This is a genomic window from Paenibacillus sp. FSL L8-0663, assembly GCF_038008125.1.
Lineage (GTDB): Bacteria > Bacillota > Bacilli > Paenibacillales > Paenibacillaceae > Paenibacillus > Paenibacillus polymyxa_D.
On sequence record NZ_JBBOYM010000001.1, the window covers coordinates 2,493,061 to 2,509,125 of the forward strand.

At 42.1% G+C, this 16,065-nt stretch carries 17 protein-coding genes; 13 read left to right on the plus strand and 4 right to left on the minus strand.

All coding sequences use genetic code 11. The features are described from left to right. Positions 1-56: 56 nt before the first annotated feature. Positions 57-776, plus strand: a complete 720-nt coding sequence (locus MKY75_RS11210; protein WP_013310214.1) for a YebC/PmpR family DNA-binding transcriptional regulator — start codon at positions 57-59, stop codon at positions 774-776. 78 nt (positions 777-854) lie between these two features. Here the strand turns inward: MKY75_RS11210 and MKY75_RS11215 are convergent, their stop codons facing one another. From MKY75_RS11215 to MKY75_RS11225, 3 genes are all read right to left on the minus strand, one after another. Then, positions 855-2,045, minus strand: a complete 1,191-nt coding sequence (locus tag MKY75_RS11215) for an oxalate decarboxylase family bicupin (RefSeq protein WP_069011190.1) — start codon at positions 2,043-2,045, stop codon at positions 855-857. A gap of 86 nt (positions 2,046-2,131) precedes the next feature. Continuing rightward, complete coding sequence (gene ybaK, locus MKY75_RS11220) at positions 2,132-2,611, minus strand: Cys-tRNA(Pro) deacylase (protein ID WP_069011189.1); 480 nt, start codon at positions 2,609-2,611, stop codon at positions 2,132-2,134. A gap of 17 nt (positions 2,612-2,628) precedes the next feature. Then, the gene (locus MKY75_RS11225; protein WP_069011188.1) at positions 2,629-2,964 is read right to left on the minus strand and encodes a ribosomal protein L7/L12; all 336 of its coding nucleotides are present in this window, start codon (positions 2,962-2,964) and stop codon (positions 2,629-2,631) included. A gap of 314 nt (positions 2,965-3,278) precedes the next feature. On the opposite strand from MKY75_RS11225, the gene MKY75_RS11230 reads away from it, so the two are divergent. From MKY75_RS11230 to MKY75_RS11275, 10 genes are all read left to right on the plus strand, one after another. Beyond that, positions 3,279-4,187, plus strand: a complete 909-nt coding sequence (locus tag MKY75_RS11230) for an ROK family protein (RefSeq protein WP_080658555.1) — start codon at positions 3,279-3,281, stop codon at positions 4,185-4,187. Positions 4,188-4,222: 35 nt separating this feature from the next. Further along, positions 4,223-4,831: a DUF1349 domain-containing protein gene (locus tag MKY75_RS11235; protein WP_029515109.1), complete on the plus strand. Its 609-nt coding sequence runs from the start codon at positions 4,223-4,225 to the stop codon at positions 4,829-4,831. Positions 4,832-5,042: 211 nt separating this feature from the next. Next, positions 5,043-6,458, plus strand: coding sequence for a glycoside hydrolase family 1 protein (locus MKY75_RS11240; protein ID WP_029515108.1), 1,416 nt, complete (start codon positions 5,043-5,045; stop codon positions 6,456-6,458). A 231-nt stretch (positions 6,459-6,689) separates the two neighbouring features. Beyond that, entirely contained in the window at positions 6,690-7,070 is a 381-nt protein-coding gene (locus MKY75_RS11245; protein WP_069011186.1) for a VOC family protein, read from the plus strand. Between the two features lie 352 nt (positions 7,071-7,422). After that, the gene (gene yfcE / locus MKY75_RS11250; RefSeq protein ID WP_029515104.1) at positions 7,423-7,974 is read left to right on the plus strand and encodes a phosphodiesterase; all 552 of its coding nucleotides are present in this window, start codon (positions 7,423-7,425) and stop codon (positions 7,972-7,974) included. 118 nt (positions 7,975-8,092) lie between these two features. Beyond that, a complete protein-coding gene (locus MKY75_RS11255) occupies positions 8,093-9,124 on the plus strand; it encodes an agmatine deiminase family protein (protein ID WP_340885280.1) in 1,032 nt (343 codons plus the stop codon). Between the two features lie 29 nt (positions 9,125-9,153). Further along, complete coding sequence (gene aguB, locus MKY75_RS11260; RefSeq protein ID WP_029515101.1) at positions 9,154-10,029, plus strand: N-carbamoylputrescine amidase; 876 nt, start codon at positions 9,154-9,156, stop codon at positions 10,027-10,029. Positions 10,030-10,170: 141 nt separating this feature from the next. Beyond that, entirely contained in the window at positions 10,171-10,701 is a 531-nt protein-coding gene (locus MKY75_RS11265) for a hypothetical protein (RefSeq protein WP_029515099.1), read from the plus strand. Positions 10,702-10,989: 288 nt separating this feature from the next. Next, the gene (locus MKY75_RS11270; RefSeq protein ID WP_340885282.1) at positions 10,990-13,011 is read left to right on the plus strand and encodes an NAD(P)/FAD-dependent oxidoreductase; all 2,022 of its coding nucleotides are present in this window, start codon (positions 10,990-10,992) and stop codon (positions 13,009-13,011) included. Between the two features lie 196 nt (positions 13,012-13,207). Continuing rightward, the gene (locus MKY75_RS11275) at positions 13,208-14,128 is read left to right on the plus strand and encodes an aminoglycoside phosphotransferase family protein (protein ID WP_029515095.1); all 921 of its coding nucleotides are present in this window, start codon (positions 13,208-13,210) and stop codon (positions 14,126-14,128) included. Between the two features lie 103 nt (positions 14,129-14,231). Here the strand turns inward: MKY75_RS11275 and MKY75_RS11280 are convergent, their stop codons facing one another. Further along, positions 14,232-14,387, minus strand: a complete 156-nt coding sequence (locus tag MKY75_RS11280) for a hypothetical protein (protein ID WP_245231687.1) — start codon at positions 14,385-14,387, stop codon at positions 14,232-14,234. An 86-nt stretch (positions 14,388-14,473) separates the two neighbouring features. Here MKY75_RS11280 and MKY75_RS11285 point away from each other — a divergent pair, with 86 nt between their 5' ends. Both MKY75_RS11285 and MKY75_RS11290 read left to right on the plus strand, forming a co-directional pair. After that, on the plus strand, positions 14,474-14,923 hold the full coding sequence (locus MKY75_RS11285; protein WP_029515094.1) for an Imm63 family immunity protein: 450 nt from the start codon (positions 14,474-14,476) through the stop codon (positions 14,921-14,923). Between the two features lie 134 nt (positions 14,924-15,057). Beyond that, positions 15,058-16,041, plus strand: a complete 984-nt coding sequence (locus MKY75_RS11290; protein WP_029515092.1) for an ABC transporter substrate-binding protein — start codon at positions 15,058-15,060, stop codon at positions 16,039-16,041. The last annotated feature ends 24 nt before the right edge of the window (positions 16,042-16,065 follow it).

Genomic DNA, 16,065 nt, shown 5'->3' on the forward strand with positions numbered 1-16,065 from the left:
ACAAGGATATAATGAAGTTCGTTGTGTATATTCATATAGGAAGAGAGCGGGATATTATGGGACGTAAGTGGAATAACATTAAAGAAAAGAAGGCATCCAAGGATGCTAATACGAGTCGTATATATGCTAAATTTGGCGTGGAAATTTATGTGGCAGCCAAACAAGGCGAACCTGATCCTGAATCCAATCGGGTACTAAGAGTAGTTCTAGAACGTGCAAAAACGTACAATGTACCCAAAGCAATCATTGACCGTGCTATTGAAAAAGCAAAAGGTGCTGGCGATGAAAACTACGTAGAGCTTCGTTATGAAGGTTTCGGACCGAACGGTTCCATGGTCATTGTAGATGCGCTGACCAATAACGTTAACCGTACAGCATCGGATGTTCGTTCTGCTTTTACTAAAAATGGTGGTAGCCTGGGTGTGAGCGGATCTGTAGCCTACATGTTTGATTCAACAGCAGTTATTGGTCTGGTGGGTAAAACCGCAGATGAAGTGCTGGAGCTACTGATGGAGGCAGATGTAGAGGTACGTGACATCATTGAAGAAGATGAAGCCGTCATCGTATATGCAGAGCCTGATCAATTCCATGCTGTGCAGGAAGCTTTCAAACAAGCAGGAGTAACTGAGTTTACCGTTGCGGAGCTCACCATGCTTGCCCAAAATGATATTTCTCTTCCAGAAGATGCACAGGTTCAATTCGATAAACTGATTGATGCATTAGAAGATTTGGAGGATGTTCAGCAGGTTTACCACAATGTAGACTCTGAGGAATAGTCTTTGTTAATTAGTTTGTAAGAACACCGTATTTAGATACGGTGTTTTTTTGTATAGTAATCATCGGACCTCTTATGGTTATTTCTTTTTAGGGTCATAAGAATAACTGGGATATTTGACAACGGGCCATTTTACCTTTCGTAAATTTGAGATCACATCAGTACCTACATGTAAATTACTCTGAATCAGTTCTGTAGGCGTAAGGGCCATCCATTGATTCAAGGAAACATCTGCAAAACGGTCACTTTTAAACATTTCAAGAAACCAAAGTGTGCTGGAGCCTGTATTTTGAATGTAATGACCGTAAGCAAAAGGCACATATCCAACATCTCCGGCTCTAAAATCAAACGTACGGGCTGCACCATTACCGCCAAAGACAGTCATCCGTCCTTGCCCGGCAAGATAGTATTGCCATTCGTCATTATTAGGATGCCAGTGCATTTCTCGCATGGCGCCGGGCTCAATCTCAACAAGAGCAGCTGCAATGGTTTTGGAAATCGGAAAATTGGAGGAGTCGACGATTCGTACGCTTCCGCCCGGCGTTTTGATTGGGGGCTGGGCTAGTAATTCATGCTTGAAGGACTGAGGTATCGTACCATAGGGAGAGGAAACCGCTTGGCTTTGAAGAGAACCGGGAACGGAATCCTGATAGATATATACTTGGTCTTGAGGAATTGCTGCAAAATCAGCTTCTGGTACACCAAAATTTGCAGAAAGTACGTCTTTGGGAGTATGTGCGAACCAATCGGAGATGGATAGGGTGTTCAGATCGGAGAAACTACCATCATCAAAAACCAGCAAAAATTCGCACCCATCCTCAAGTCCCTGTATAGAGTGCGGAATGCCAGGAGGGAAATACCAGAGATCTCCGGGACCCACATCAGCAATAAAATTACGTCCATTTTGGTCTACTGCCGTAATGCGAGCACTTCCCAACAGCATATATGACCATTCCGCTTGCTGATGCCAGTGAAGCTCACGTACACCACCCGGTGTCAAACTCATATTCACCCCGGCAAGGGTTGTAGCAATAGGTAATTCCCTTACCGTTACTTCTCTTGACCACCCACCGTGATTAAGCTGCATATGGGCATCAGAAAAAGAAAATCTCATATTTGGAATGAGACCATTGTCCGTTACGGGGGGAACCAGCATATCGGGATTCTGTAGATCCCTCATCACATCACGTGGACCCTTGTCGATGCCCCCAGCACCATCACATCTGATGGGTTGGGGGATTCTTGCATTTTTAGGGCAATCATTATGCATCATTAAATCTTCCTCTCCAGGTTGAAGCTTGATGAAGTATGGGATAAGAAAATACGCATAAAGATTTTATGATCATGTAGTGAGTTTTATGCTGTATGCGTTAGATCTGTAAACTGAGCCTGAATGATTTGAGCTAAATCGTGCGGACTTAACTCCAGTTGGGTCCCAATTTTCCCACCGCTTACAACGATGGCTTCCAGTTCCAATGCAGGCTGGTCGATAAAAGTGGGGTAGAGCTTTTTCATTCCAATGGGGGAGCAGCCACCGCGAATATATCCCGTAAACTTTTGCAAATCCTTAACTGGAAGCATTTCAATTTTTTTCTCTCCCGCGGATTTGGCTGCTTTTTTGAGATCAAGCTCTTTATGTACAGGAATTACAAAAACAAACAGATTTTGTTTGCTGTGTGCAACCAAAGTTTTGAAAACTATCTCCGGGGCTCTATCGATTTTCTCAGCCACATTCATACCGTCTATTTTTCCATCTTGATGATCATAACTCAAAATATTGTATTGTATATGTTGCCCGTCCAATATGCGCATGGCGTTTGTTTTGCTGGCACTCATCTTATTTCTTCCTTTCTTTAGAGTTTTTCCAAGTGATCCACATAATCCTTTGCATCCTTAAGGGAAAGATCCTTAGCCGTTCTCAGTTCTTTTATGGCTTGAATCTTTTTTCCTTCCCTAATGAGCAGGAGCAACCTTTCATTGATATCTTCTGAAGCTCCTGCATCTAGAATATGTGGAGGAGAGGCAGGGATGGTGCCTGACAGCGATGTTCCTTGTATTCCTGAACGATTTTCTAGACGCTCCACGTCGGATTTCAAGTCATTAAGCCGAGATTGAAGGCTGTAGACCTTAATTAAAAGTATGACGGAGAGGAGCAATGCGATGATTGCTATATACTCAATAGCTGACAACAGAATTCCCCCCTATTTAAGTGACTTTCAACGCAGAAATGCTGCACTAAAAATTCATTTCTTATTTATAGTATAGCATGATGATAGAGGAGAAGAGGAAAAGGCGTACAAATTGACTTTTTACAGGCAGAGCGTTATATTACAACTTATTATAAACCTTTTAATAAATACTGGAAAAGGAGTGTATTCAAATACAACCAGTCTCCAATAACACCATTCGGGTTAAACAAATTAATGTAGAGTTAGTTAAAAACACACTGAAATCCAAGGAATATGCAACCAAGTCATCGATAGCCAGTATCACAGGTCTTAGTGTGGCAACCTGCGGAAATATTCTGAATGAGCTTCTTCAAACCGGGGAAGTATTAGAGACGGAATTGGAAGAGTCGAACGGCGGACGTCCGGCTAGACGTTACAAATATAACGCTGATTATTCTTATATTATCTGTTTAAATGTGAAAACGGAAGGCGGTATACATTCTCTTACTTATGCTGTTGCTAATTTGCTTGGTGATATCATCATCGAGAATACTTCCATTGTGCCTCATATTGATTATGAGGTCATAGAAACCAAAATTGGAGAGCTGATTAATAACTATGGAAACGTCAAAGCCATTGGAATTGGCATCCCCGGGGTTGTTCATCAAGGAATTATCGATGTTTGTGATCTCGACCTGCTCATAGGAGTCCCTGTAGGTCCACAGCTTCAAGATAAATACGGATTAGAAGTTACCATTGAAAATGATATGCATTTAACAGTCTACGGATTTTATAACATGCAGAATTATGATGAGGATAAAACCTTTGCTATTGTTACGTTTCCAAAAGACAATTTCCCCGGAGCGGGTTTTATTGTCGATGGACATTTGTTAAAAGGAAATACCAAATTTGCGGGGGAAGTTTCCTTCTTACCTTTTGATTTAACAAGAGAGGAACAGCTTAAACAGTTAAATAGCACAGAGGGATTTGTTCCTCTGGCGATCCAAACGATAACTTCCATTATTGCGATTATAGACCCTGTATCTATCGCTTTGACTGGAGAGTTATCCAAGCCGAATCTGTTGGACGATATTTATAACGGCTGTCTAAAAGATGTACCCAAAGAACATATGCCCGAAATTTTTGTGAAAAACGATACTCATGATGAATACATGTTTGGGTTGATTTCAGTGACCCTTGAAAGTCTGACGTACAATTTGCAATTGGTGGAGAAAAGGAAATAGGGCATCGTTCAATAAAGCATGAGAGGATGAGATTAATGAATCAAAAATCGATTGCATGGACTACAGGGACATGGACTAATCATCCTGTATCATCCATAGAAGAAGACCAGTTCCTTAAAGTTGAAACCAGAGAAGGAAGCGACTACTGGGAAAAAACTTTGTATGGGTTTGAACGCAGTAGCGGACATTCCCTGCTTACAGACTGGGAAGAAGGCTCTGCCATCGAAGTCACGTTTCAATTAGGCTCATTTACGGAGCTTTACGATCAGGCCGGTATAATGCTGTATCAAGGACAACAAAAGTGGATTAAAGCCGGAATCGAATTAAATGACGGAATTCCTCAACTGGCAGTCGTAGTCACAGATGGCTATTCCGATTGGTCATTAGCTCCTGTACCCGATTGGGTAGGGAAAAATGTCACGATCCGTGCTTCACAACTACAGGACGCGGTTATCATTAGAGCCCGAACCGAAAATCAAAGCTGGCGCACTGTACGTGTAGCACGTTTTCCTTATGAAACGGGACAACAGGCAGGTCCTTTTGCCTGCGCGCCGACTCGAGCCGGCTTTCAGGTTATCTTTACACGCTGGGTAAGTACTGAACCAGATAGAGATATTCATGTAGATCCGCCATTTGAAGAATAGTCATTTTACTCAATAATAGAAGAGTTATAAATATGGGAGTAATTATTGGAGATAATACTGTGATAAGTTCTGGATGTTTTTAAAATAAAACTTGACATGAAACGCGTTACAAACCTTAAGATTCAATTAGAAGTACTTTATAACACATTTGCATAAGGGTAACGTGTTTCTATCCTAGTTAATAAAAAACATCAGCAAAGGCGGAGAAAATATGAGTACACAGTTTCCAAAAGATTTCCTGTGGGGCGGAGCAGTTGCTGCTAATCAGCTCGAAGGCGCTTATCAAGAAGATGGAAAAGGCTGGTCCATTCAGGATGTAACTCCTCGTGGTGGTTGGGGGCCCGTTACGGATGTACCCACAGAAGATAACATGAAATTGATCGGTATTGATTTTTATCATCACTATAAAGAAGATATCAAACTCTTCGCGGAAATGGGTTTCAAAGTATTCCGTACTTCTATCGCATGGTCACGTATTTTCCCTAAAGGTGACGAACTGGAGCCTAACGAAAAAGGCTTGCAATTTTATGATGATTTGTTTGATGAACTTCACAAATATGGAATTGAGCCACTCGTTACACTATCTCACTATGAAACACCTTTACATTTGTCCAGAGAATACGATGGTTGGGTAAACCGTAAGCTTGTTGATTTTTATGAGCGCTATGCTACAACTGTATTTAATCGCTACAAAGATAAAGTTAAATACTGGTTGACTTTCAATGAAATCAACTCCATTCTTGAAGCACCATTCATGAGTGGAGGAATTAGCACACCAAAAGATCAACTTAGTGAGCAAGATCTTTATCAAGCTATTCACCATGAGCTTGTAGCGAGTGCAAGAGCGGTAAAAATCGGTCATCAGATCAACCCTGATTTCAAAATTGGCTGTATGGTGCTGAGTATGCCTACTTATCCGCTGACACCAAATCCAGACGATGTCATTGCTGCGATGGAATTTGATCACAGAAACATGGCATTTGCCGATATTCACGCAAGAGGTCAATACCCAGGTTACATGAAACGTTTCTTTAAAGAAAACGGAATTACTATTCACTTTGAACCAAGTGATGCCGAAGATTTGAAACATACCGTTGATTTTATCTCGTTCAGCTATTATATGAGTACTTGTGAGACAGCTGACGAAGCTAAAAAAGTCAAAGGTGAAGGTAATATCCTTGGTGGTGTCATCAATCCGCATCTTGAGGCAAGTGAGTGGGGCTGGCAAATTGATCCGCAAGGTTTACGTTATGTCCTGAACACGTTCTATGATCGCTTCCAAAAACCACTATTCATCGTTGAAAATGGTCTGGGCGCCGTTGATGAACTGATTACAAATGAAAAAGGCGAAAAAACGGTTGAAGATGACTACCGGATCAACTACCTGAATGATCATTTGGTTCAAGTTGGAGAAGCTATTGAGGACGGAGTAGAGGTTTTGGGCTATACGTCTTGGGGATGTATTGACCTTGTCAGCGCATCGACCGCTCAGCTTAAGAAACGTTATGGCTACATTTACGTAGATCGTCACGATGATGGCAGCGGTACACTTGAAAGATATCCGAAGAAATCGTTCCATTGGTATAAAGAAGTTATTGCTACGAATGGTGAAAGCTTGAAACGTTAATTTATAAATAATCCAGTGATTAATTATATATAAATGAAGGCTTATAGATAGCGACCGCTTTTTTTCTTTTACGAAGCGGTTGCTAATTTTTTAGGGGTGTTAGAATTGGACAAAAATTAATTACTAATATATATTAAGACTTATTAAAACGATAATAATAACTATACAGAAAATAGAGTCCAGTATAAATTAATGATTTTTAATGATGAGGGCTACAGAAGGAGGAAAATAATGAAGATTGAGCATGTAGCGATCTGGGTGAGAGACTTAGAAAAGATGAAGAGTTTTTACGAGCAATACTTTGATGGGAAATCTAATGATAAATATTATAATGCGACAAAAGGGTTTGAGTCCTATTTTATCACCTTTGAGGATGGAGCAAGGTTAGAAGTTATGCGCAAAACGGGAGTAGATCATTCTCCACAGATCAATATTACGGGCTGGGCTCATGTGGCATTTTCCGTTGGAAGTAAAGCACTGGTGAATGAAAAGACAGAGCAGCTCATGCTTGCAGGATATGAAGTAGTGGGTCAGCCAAGATTGACAGGTGACGGCTATTATGAAAGCGTAATTAAAGATCCAGAAGGTAATTTAGTGGAAATTTCAATGTGAGTAGCTTTTCAGTTCTGAAGAGTGAGCATGTGGAATCCTACAATGAAGCTTTAAAAGAAATCTGACTTCTGTATCTAAATAAGCGAAGCGAGGATGGATCGGTGGTAATGTGCCTTCTGGTGTGATTGCGGTTGAAAACCCTTGCAAGGTCACCCGTAAAATCACCGAAGATGATAAGTACAAATATAAAAGGAATAACAATAAACTACAGCTCACTCGGAGCTGTAGTTTATTGTCTTAAAAAGAGTATGACCAAACGAAAGAACATTTTTGCACAGATTTGTTTAGGGAATAATGCAATAATGTGCTTAAGTGGAATATTTTCAGCCTATTCAGAAAGGAAAGAATAATTATGAAATTGATGTTTATATCAGATATTCACGGCTCACTGCACTGGTTGCAATTGGCACTGGAAAAGTTCAGGGAGGAGAAAGCCGATCGTCTTGTCCTGCTCGGAGATTATATGTACCACGGACCACGTAATCCGTTACCAGAAGGGTATAATCCCGCAGAAGTGGCCGCACTGTTAAATAAGCACAAGTCCCACATTGCCGTTTCTGTGCGTGGGAATTGCGATGCAGAGGTGGATCAGATGCTACTGGAGTTTCCTATGATGGGTGATTATGCTTTGCTATACCATGAAGGACGGAGAATCTATGTCACGCACGGACATGGCTTTAGTATCGGAAATTTACCACCACTAGAAGCGGGAGATGTGTTTATCCAGGGACATACTCATATTCCGGTAGCAGATGTGGAAAATGGGATCTTTATACTGAACCCCGGTTCGATCTCGCTGCCAAAAGAAAACTATCCATCCTCTTACGGTGTGTTGGAGGGTGCACAATTCACTGTGAAGGATTTTGATGGGAATACAGTGAAAGCAATCACATTTTCAAAGTAATTTACTCCAATGTGAATGTAAATTATTGAAAGTTTTCCGCTTCGATTGAGACAAAGATCATATTATTGTATGATAGGAGCGGAGTCTACATTATGAAAAAGAAAGAGAGCTTCAATACATGCAAATTAAGGATTCACATTATAAGATGCCGCCTGAATGGGCGCCACATGAACGCACGTATATTTCTTGGCCTGTAAAATCTTCAATGGTTTACCCGGATATGCATGCTGATGTATGCAAGGGCTATGCCGGAATTGTACGCGCCATGGCGGAATTTGAACCAGTTACTGTGGTCGTAAATCCGGAAGATCTGGAGAGCGTTAAGGTGCTTGAACTTGGGGAACGGGTAGAACTGCTGTCGATTGAGCACAGCGATGCGTGGCTGCGTGATAACGGCCCTACTTTTCTCACAGACGAGCATGGTCAGTTGGCAGGTGTTAACTGGAAGTTTAACGCCTGGGGTGGCAAATACGCCCCATGGGACCTGGATGACCAGGTTGCACCGCAAATTTTGGACAAACTTGGAGTTCCACGGTTTGATGCACCGGTTGTGATGGAAGGCGGCTCACTGCACGTAGATGGCGAAGGCACACTGATTACAACCGAAGAGTGTTTGCTCAATTCCAACCGAAATCCGGAATTAAGCAGAGAAGAAATTGAACGGCATGTATGTGAGTATACAGGTGCCGAGAAGATAATATGGCTAAAACGTGGTCTTAGTGGCGACGAAACAGACGGTCATGTGGACAATATTGCTTGTTTTGCAGCTCCTGGGAAGGTCATTATGCAAGTGTGTGATGATCCTGAGGATGAAAATTACGAAATCACGCAGGAAAACCTGCGTATTCTGGAGCAAGCAACGGATGCCAAAGGCCGTAAGCTGGAAGTGATTCGAATCGGTCAGCCGCCGCGTGTGGATTATGAAGACAGCCGATTGACACTGAGTTATATTAACTTCTATTTTGTGAATGGCGGTATTATTTTGCCAGTGTTTGGCGGCACTGCCGCTGAGAGTGATCTTGCAGCTGAGCAAGTGCTGGCAAATGTATTTCCAGATCGCACCATTCGTACTGTAGACGGTATGGCGGTCATCCGTGAAGGCGGTAACGTGCACTGTACGACCCAGCAGATGCCTGCTGTAAAGCGTTGAACGATACAACATCTAAAAGGAGGACTAAAGTGAGAAAAGTAAAAGTTGCAGCAACTCAAATGAGCTGTTCTACCAATATCGAAGAAAATATTAGTAAAGCAGAAAAGTTAGTACGTGAAGCGGCTGCGCAGGGCGCACAAATTATTTTGCTACAGGAGTTGTTCGAGACTCCATATTTCTGCCAGAAGGAAAAGTCTGATTATTATTCATATGCCACTGAGCTGGAGCACAACAAAGCGGTTAACCATTTTAGGAAAATCGCCAAAGAATTACAGGTTGTGCTGCCAATCAGCTTCTATGAAAAGAAAAACTACGCGCGCTACAACAGTCTTGCCGTCATTGACGCAGACGGTGAAGTGTTAGGTAAATACCGCAAAAGCCACATCCCGGACGGTCCTGGGTATGAGGAAAAATTTTATTTTAATCCGGGCGATACCGGTTTTAAAGTATGGAATACACGTTATGCCAAAATTGGGGTAGGCGTGTGCTGGGACCAATGGTATCCTGAGGCGGCCCGCTGTATGGCGCTCATGGGCGCAGAACTTTTGTTCTATCCGACAGCTATTGGCTCGGAACCGCAGGATTCTGCCATTGATTCCAAGGATCACTGGCAGACTTGCATGCTGGGTCATGCGGCTTCCAACCTGATTCCAGTCATAGCTTCCAATCGGATCGGAACTGAAACGGACGAAGACTCCAGTATTACATTCTACGGTTCATCCTTTATTGCCGGACATCAAGGTAACAAGATCGCAGAAGCGGGTCGTACCGATGAAGAAGTGCTTACTGCTGAATTTGACCTGGATGAGCTGGAAGTAGGACGGATTGAATGGGGCATTTTCCGTGACCGTCGTCCTGAACTGTACAATATGATTGCCACCTATGATGGTGATTTAAAAGTATAATCTTGATACGGATAGACAAGTCTCCCTTGACGTCAAGCCGGGGTGTTTCCTTTCATTGGACTCACCCGGCTTTTCGGGCAGGGGATTTTTGGTTTCTGAATGGAGCACTTCTAGTGATGGATAGGAGGAAAGAAAACAGCAATGAGACATAAGGGGATAGACCAATCACTCGCACAGTTCTCAACTTCGACAGAAGAGGATCAAGAGTGGGAATACTCGAATGAAAGAGATATGGCTATTCTGGGCTTGTGGGACGAATACACACTATCTGCTCAGCGTTTATGTGAACGAATGGCTACCGAAACCCACCAATTCAGACCTTCTGAGTTCGACCCGTTCCCAACTCAGTTTGAATGGCTGGAACAGAAAGAAACAGACTTGATTATTGATGGAATATGGTCAGCTGATTTGCATGGTGATCATTGTCTGTTTATGAATATTGGGGAGCATCACCCAGAACGGCATACATCTATTGAGGCTTATATTTACGATACCCAGGTCATCGACGAAGGATTTTTCCTTAAATATCTGAATACCTCTCCTAAAGCCTCAGCCTACGCACCTTTATTCGAAGTAAATGGATATACCACAATGTGTGGACTGCTGGACAGATACGTTAGGGAAGGGATTTTGGTACGTGTACCCAACGGTTTTAAAAGAACAGCTCGGTAGATGGATACCAGAATATAAGCATGATTTTTCCACACCAAAGGGACATTCCTCACAGGATTGTTCCTTTTTTATTTTATTTATAACTCCAGTTAATCTATAGATTGAAACTATGATTTAGTACATAAAATAGCATTAGAATTTATGGATTAGATGATATAAAATCAAGTCATAAGGAATGATCGTACTCAATAACATCTCGATATTCCCAAAAGTGAAATAAATCACATATGAGAATACTTTAATGGAAGCTTGAACATGAAATTTGTACACTCGCAAGGAGGAAGAACAATGAACCACTATCCTGCTATCTTTGAACCTCTAACCATACGACGCATGACCTTGAAAAATCGGATTGTTATGCCCCCAATGGGAACTAACTTTGCTGCCATGGACGGAAGCTTTGTTCAGGATCATATTGACTATTACGTGCAACGGGCCAAAGGTGGTACCGGCTTGATAACAGTAGAAAATGTTTGTCTGGATTTCCCAATGGGTACGAACGGAACAACCCAGCTGCGTATGGATAACGATCAGTTTATTCCCGGACTGTTTAGATTAACAGAAGCCCTACACTCTTATGGAGCTTGTGTTTCTGTACAAATTAACCATGCGGGTGCTTCAGCTTATGCGGGACGACTGAACGGAATTCAGCCTGTATCTTCTTCCAATATTCCTTCTAAAAAGGGCGGAGCGATTCCAAGACCTTTGCAAAAAGAAGAAATTTACGCCGTTGTGCGCAAATACGGAGAAGCAGCGGGAAGAGCGCAACGAGCAGGATTTGACTGTGTTGAAATTCATGCGGGACACTCCTACTTGCTGAGTCAGTTTCTTTCGCCGATGTATAATAAACGCACGGATGAATTTGGCGGCAGTGCAGAAAACCGTACCCGTTTTGCCAGATTAGTCATTGATGAAATTCGTTCAGTGGTAGGCCCATTCTTCCCTATTTGCTTACGTTTTAGCGCGGAAGAGTTCACAGAAGGTGGGAACACACTGGAAGATACACTCGAGTTATTGGAGTATCTTAATGATGAGGTAGATATTTTGAATGTTTCTGCTGCTCTGAATGATTCCATCCAGTTCCAGATTGACGGGATGAACCTGCCAGATGGTTGGCGCTCATATATGGCCAAAGCGGTAAAAGAAAAATTCGGGAAGGTAACGATGACCTCAGGTAATATTCGGAGCCCACAGGCTGCGCAGGATATTTTGGTGAGAGGTGACGCGGATCTTCTGGCAATGGGTAGAGGCTTGATTGCAGAACCGAACTGGGTGCTTAAAGTGCAAAACGGCTACGAACATTTGCTTAGAAAATGTATCTCTTGCAACATTGGTTGTGCCGATCATCGTATCTCCAAAAGTAAACCGATTTGCTGTACGGTAAATCCGGATCTGTTCAAGGAAGCTGAATACCGGAAACAACGTGTTAAAAACAATGTTCAGGTTGTTGTGATCGGTGGGGGTACCGCTGGGATGGAAGCAGCATGTACGGCAGCCGAAGTAGGCTGCAAAGTAACCCTCTTTGAGGAGAAACCAGAGTTGGGCGGTTTGGCCCGTGATATTGCCCGCTTGCCAGACAAAACACGCATCAATGATTTCCCTGATTATCTGATTCAACGCACCAAACAGTTAACCAATCTGAACATTGTAACAGGGAGCCGAGCCGATTTGGCGATGATTAGTGCCCTGAATCCTGATATTATTGTCAATGCGACGGGGGCCATACCACTTCTTCCGCCTATTGCAGGTTTGCATGAGCAACTGGGCAAACCGGGGACAAAAGTGTTCTCCATCTTTGATCTTTTGCACAACATGGAGAAATTCCAGGAGTTTGAAGGTAAACGCATTGCTGTAGTTGGTGGCGGGGCTGTGGGACTGGATGTCGTCGAATATTACGCAGAGCGTGGAGCACAAGAGGTTTCCATTATTGAGATGATGCCGCTACTCGGTAAAGATCTGGATATGATTACCCGAATCTCCATGATGAAAATGGTAGAGGAGCGGGAAGTGAACGTCCATACGGAAACAGCTTTGACAGAAGTGTGTAGCGACCGTTTCAAAGTAAAGCATGGAGAACAGGAGTTTGAGATTCCTTTTGATCTTGGATTCGTATGCTTGGGTATGCGTTCATACAGTCCGCTGATGGACAGCTTGCTCGAATATGGTAAAAAACATCAAGTAGAAGTTATTAATATTGGGGATAGTAAACAAGCTCGTCGTATTATTGATGGTACACGTGAAGGTCGCAATATTCTCAAAACCATTCAACGGGTAGACGAATTTAAACATGAGTTTTCGTATTCTTACTGATTTTATAATATAAGTGATGGGTGTTCACGATGGCAACTCAGTGAATATTGAGGTTGAAGAGACAGCTTGTCTTTTCAGCCTTTTTTATTTGAGTTTTTTCTGGAAGAAGATTGATTCCTCTGTCATTTCAAAGGTAAACTATGGAAAGCATATAGTAAGTTAGTAAGTAAGGCTATTTTAACGTGGGGGGATGAGCGTGAATCAACTCTTTAGTGAAATACCGGGTGCCAGCAAGTGGAGCAACGTGGAAGAGATTCATAGAGGCTGGTCCAGTGACAAAAAATATTATATTCGAACCACTGATGGTAGAGACTTGCTGCTAAGAATGGCGGATATGGTTCATTATGATAAAAAGAAACGCGAGTTTGAAGCTGTAAAAAAGCTGAATCACGTGGAGAATCTGTTCATGTCCCGGCCGCTTGAATTTGGGTTTTGTAATGAGGGTCAATCTGTATATTCCTTGTTCACCTGGATCGAAGGGAAAGATGCTGAAGAGATGATCCCCACGTTAGCTGCAGCACAACAGTATCAACTTGGAGTTCAAGCGGGAGATGCATTGAAAAAAATGCATGAGATTCATGCAGAGCCAGATCGAGCCCCATGGGCTGAGCATTATAATGGCAAAATCAACAGGTATATTACAAACTATAAGTCATGCGGTATTTTCTTAAAGGGAGCAGATCAAGCCATAAGCTTTATTGAGCAAAACCGTCATCTATTAGAAAATCGTCCTCAAACATTTCAGCATGGGGATTATCATGTGGGCAATATGGTGGTTACCCCATCTGGTGAACTGGGTATCATCGATTTTAATAGAATGGACTATGGTGATCCTTGGGAAGAATTCAATAGAATTACCTGGTGTGCAGCATTAAGTCCTTTATTCGCTTCGGGCCGAATCCACGGTTATTTTAATAACAATGTACCTGATTTATTTTTTAGATTAATGGCTCTGTATATTGCAAGCAATCAGCTTTCATCGATCCACTGGGCCATTCCATTTGGCAAAGAAGAGGTAGACGATATGGTGCAACGAGCTGAAGAGGTATTGGAGGCATATGATGACTTTCAATCCTATATACCGAAATGGTACCTGCCCAGTTACCGCGACTTGTAAATATGAAGACCGCTGCTCCTGGGAGTGACGGTCTATTTTTAGCATTCTATTATCGTCACTCTTAACTTAACGGTAGAACCTTTGGCAGAAACGGAGGAGGCCTTTACGCTGTTACCTTCACTAATGGATTGACCTGCCACCTGGACAGCAATGGCCTAATCGTGCCTACGTGATCGTTGTATACCAAGGTTGCTTGTTGAAACGTAACGATAAACGTTGATGTTGCTGAAGCTGCGAGCGCGTACGTTCCATTGAACATCAGGGATACCACTACCCATAGAATAGCCGATGCTTTCGTCCATATGACTTGAATTTATTTAGTAGAGAGAGGGAAGGGAAAATCTGATGAAAAAAATATATAGCGAACAAGAACTCATAGATATGACGATTAAACTGCTTGAACAAACTTCAATATATGAAGAGCAGTATGAGCAATATGTAAGACGACCTTTCTGTACGGATTTTTATGATGATCTGAGTCCGTATGTGCAAGTGAGCAAGCGGGGTTATACGCTCCAAATGTATGAAAGAGGCATACAGATGCTGAACAAGCTTACGAAAGAGGAAGAGGATGTGATTTATTGGATCATCGAAGATACAATTCACATCATTGCCCATCTGAATCTGCTTCGCAAATATAAAGTGGATAACATAAATACTCATTTAAAATATACAAAGGAGATCATGAAGGAGCTGACAACTTCAATGAACAAAGCATTTTATGAAATTGGAGGAATCTATCAGGAATGGCATGAAGCGAATAGAAGAGCCACACTGGAGAACCCATTAAAGTAAAACAAAACAAGAAACAGTTGACAATCAGTGAGGTAAAATTTACAATTTTATATTAGTGATAATGATTATCAATATCATTATTATTAATTTTAAGTATGCTTTGCACTTACCATATTTCAAAGGAGATTTACAACATGCATCGTATGATGAACAAGAAGTTTCACATGATTTTATGTGCACTATTCGTAGTGATTTTCGTTATTTCAGGTTGTGGGAATGCTGGCAGCTCCTCTGATTCATCTGCTAAATCCGCGTCGTCCACGAAGGAAGAGGTAAGCAGTGATTCTGATACACGTACAGTCTCTACGGTAAAAGGAGATGTGAAGGTGCCCGCTAATCCTCAACGGGTAGTCGTGAACTGGTATGTTGGCGATGTATTTACACTAGGGATTAAGCCGGCCGCAGTCATGGGGTGGAAACAAGAAACGATGCCTTTTTACGATAAGTTTAACGACGTCCCCAATATTGAAAAGTGGGAAACTGAGGAAATTATGAAGTATGATCCTGATCTCATCATTACATATGATACAAAGGATTATGATAAGCTGTCTAAAATTGCGCCTGTTCTTGTGATACCTGAGGATAAAATGACCTCCCTAGAACGTTTGAAATTTCTTGGTCAGGCCACAGGACATGAAGCAGAAGCGGACAAAGTGATTTCACTGTTTGAAAGCAAGCTGAGTCAGGCCAAAGAAAAACTAAATTCCGACATATTCAAGGACAAAACGTTTAGCATTTTCGAGGACTGGGGCAGTGGCTCCTACGGAATTTATTATGAAACAGGCTCACGCGGAGGAACGTTGCTTTACAATTATCTTGGACTTCACAAACCGGAAAAGCTCAACACATTGGTTAAAAACTCCGGAGAGAATCGTGGTTCTTTATCCTACGAGGTAGCTGCTGAATACTTTGGAGATTATGTCCTTTGGTTTAAGCAGGAAGGCAAGGAATCCGAATATGCGAAGACAAAAATCTGGAGCAGCATTCCAGCCGTTAAAAACGGACATATCATCGAAATTCCAGCGAAATATGCAGGACTGTTCTATTATTCGGACGTTGCTAGTATGACGGGACAGCTAGATTATATGATTAGCAAATTGCTGGAACAGACGAAGTAACGATGCATAATTGACCAACTAAGG

Coding starts and splice junctions, on each gene's coding strand:
- MKY75_RS11210 (WP_013310214.1), top strand. CDS start 57: ATGGGACGTAAGTGGAATAACATTAAAGAAAAGAAGGCATCCAAGGAT.
- MKY75_RS11215 (WP_069011190.1), bottom strand. CDS start 2,045: ATGCATAATGATTGCCCTAAAAATGCAAGAATCCCCCAACCCATCAGA.
- ybaK (WP_069011189.1), bottom strand. CDS start 2,611: ATGAGTGCCAGCAAAACAAACGCCATGCGCATATTGGACGGGCAACAT.
- MKY75_RS11235 (WP_029515109.1), top strand. CDS start 4,223: ATGAATCAAAAATCGATTGCATGGACTACAGGGACATGGACTAATCAT.
- MKY75_RS11240 (WP_029515108.1), top strand. CDS start 5,043: ATGAGTACACAGTTTCCAAAAGATTTCCTGTGGGGCGGAGCAGTTGCT.
- MKY75_RS11245 (WP_069011186.1), top strand. CDS start 6,690: ATGAAGATTGAGCATGTAGCGATCTGGGTGAGAGACTTAGAAAAGATG.
- yfcE (WP_029515104.1), top strand. CDS start 7,423: ATGAAATTGATGTTTATATCAGATATTCACGGCTCACTGCACTGGTTG.
- MKY75_RS11255 (WP_340885280.1), top strand. CDS start 8,093: ATGCAAATTAAGGATTCACATTATAAGATGCCGCCTGAATGGGCGCCA.
- MKY75_RS11265 (WP_029515099.1), top strand. CDS start 10,171: ATGAGACATAAGGGGATAGACCAATCACTCGCACAGTTCTCAACTTCG.
- MKY75_RS11270 (WP_340885282.1), top strand. CDS start 10,990: ATGAACCACTATCCTGCTATCTTTGAACCTCTAACCATACGACGCATG.
- MKY75_RS11280 (WP_245231687.1), bottom strand. CDS start 14,387: ATGTTCAATGGAACGTACGCGCTCGCAGCTTCAGCAACATCAACGTTT.
- MKY75_RS11285 (WP_029515094.1), top strand. CDS start 14,474: ATGAAAAAAATATATAGCGAACAAGAACTCATAGATATGACGATTAAA.
- MKY75_RS11290 (WP_029515092.1), top strand. CDS start 15,058: ATGCATCGTATGATGAACAAGAAGTTTCACATGATTTTATGTGCACTA.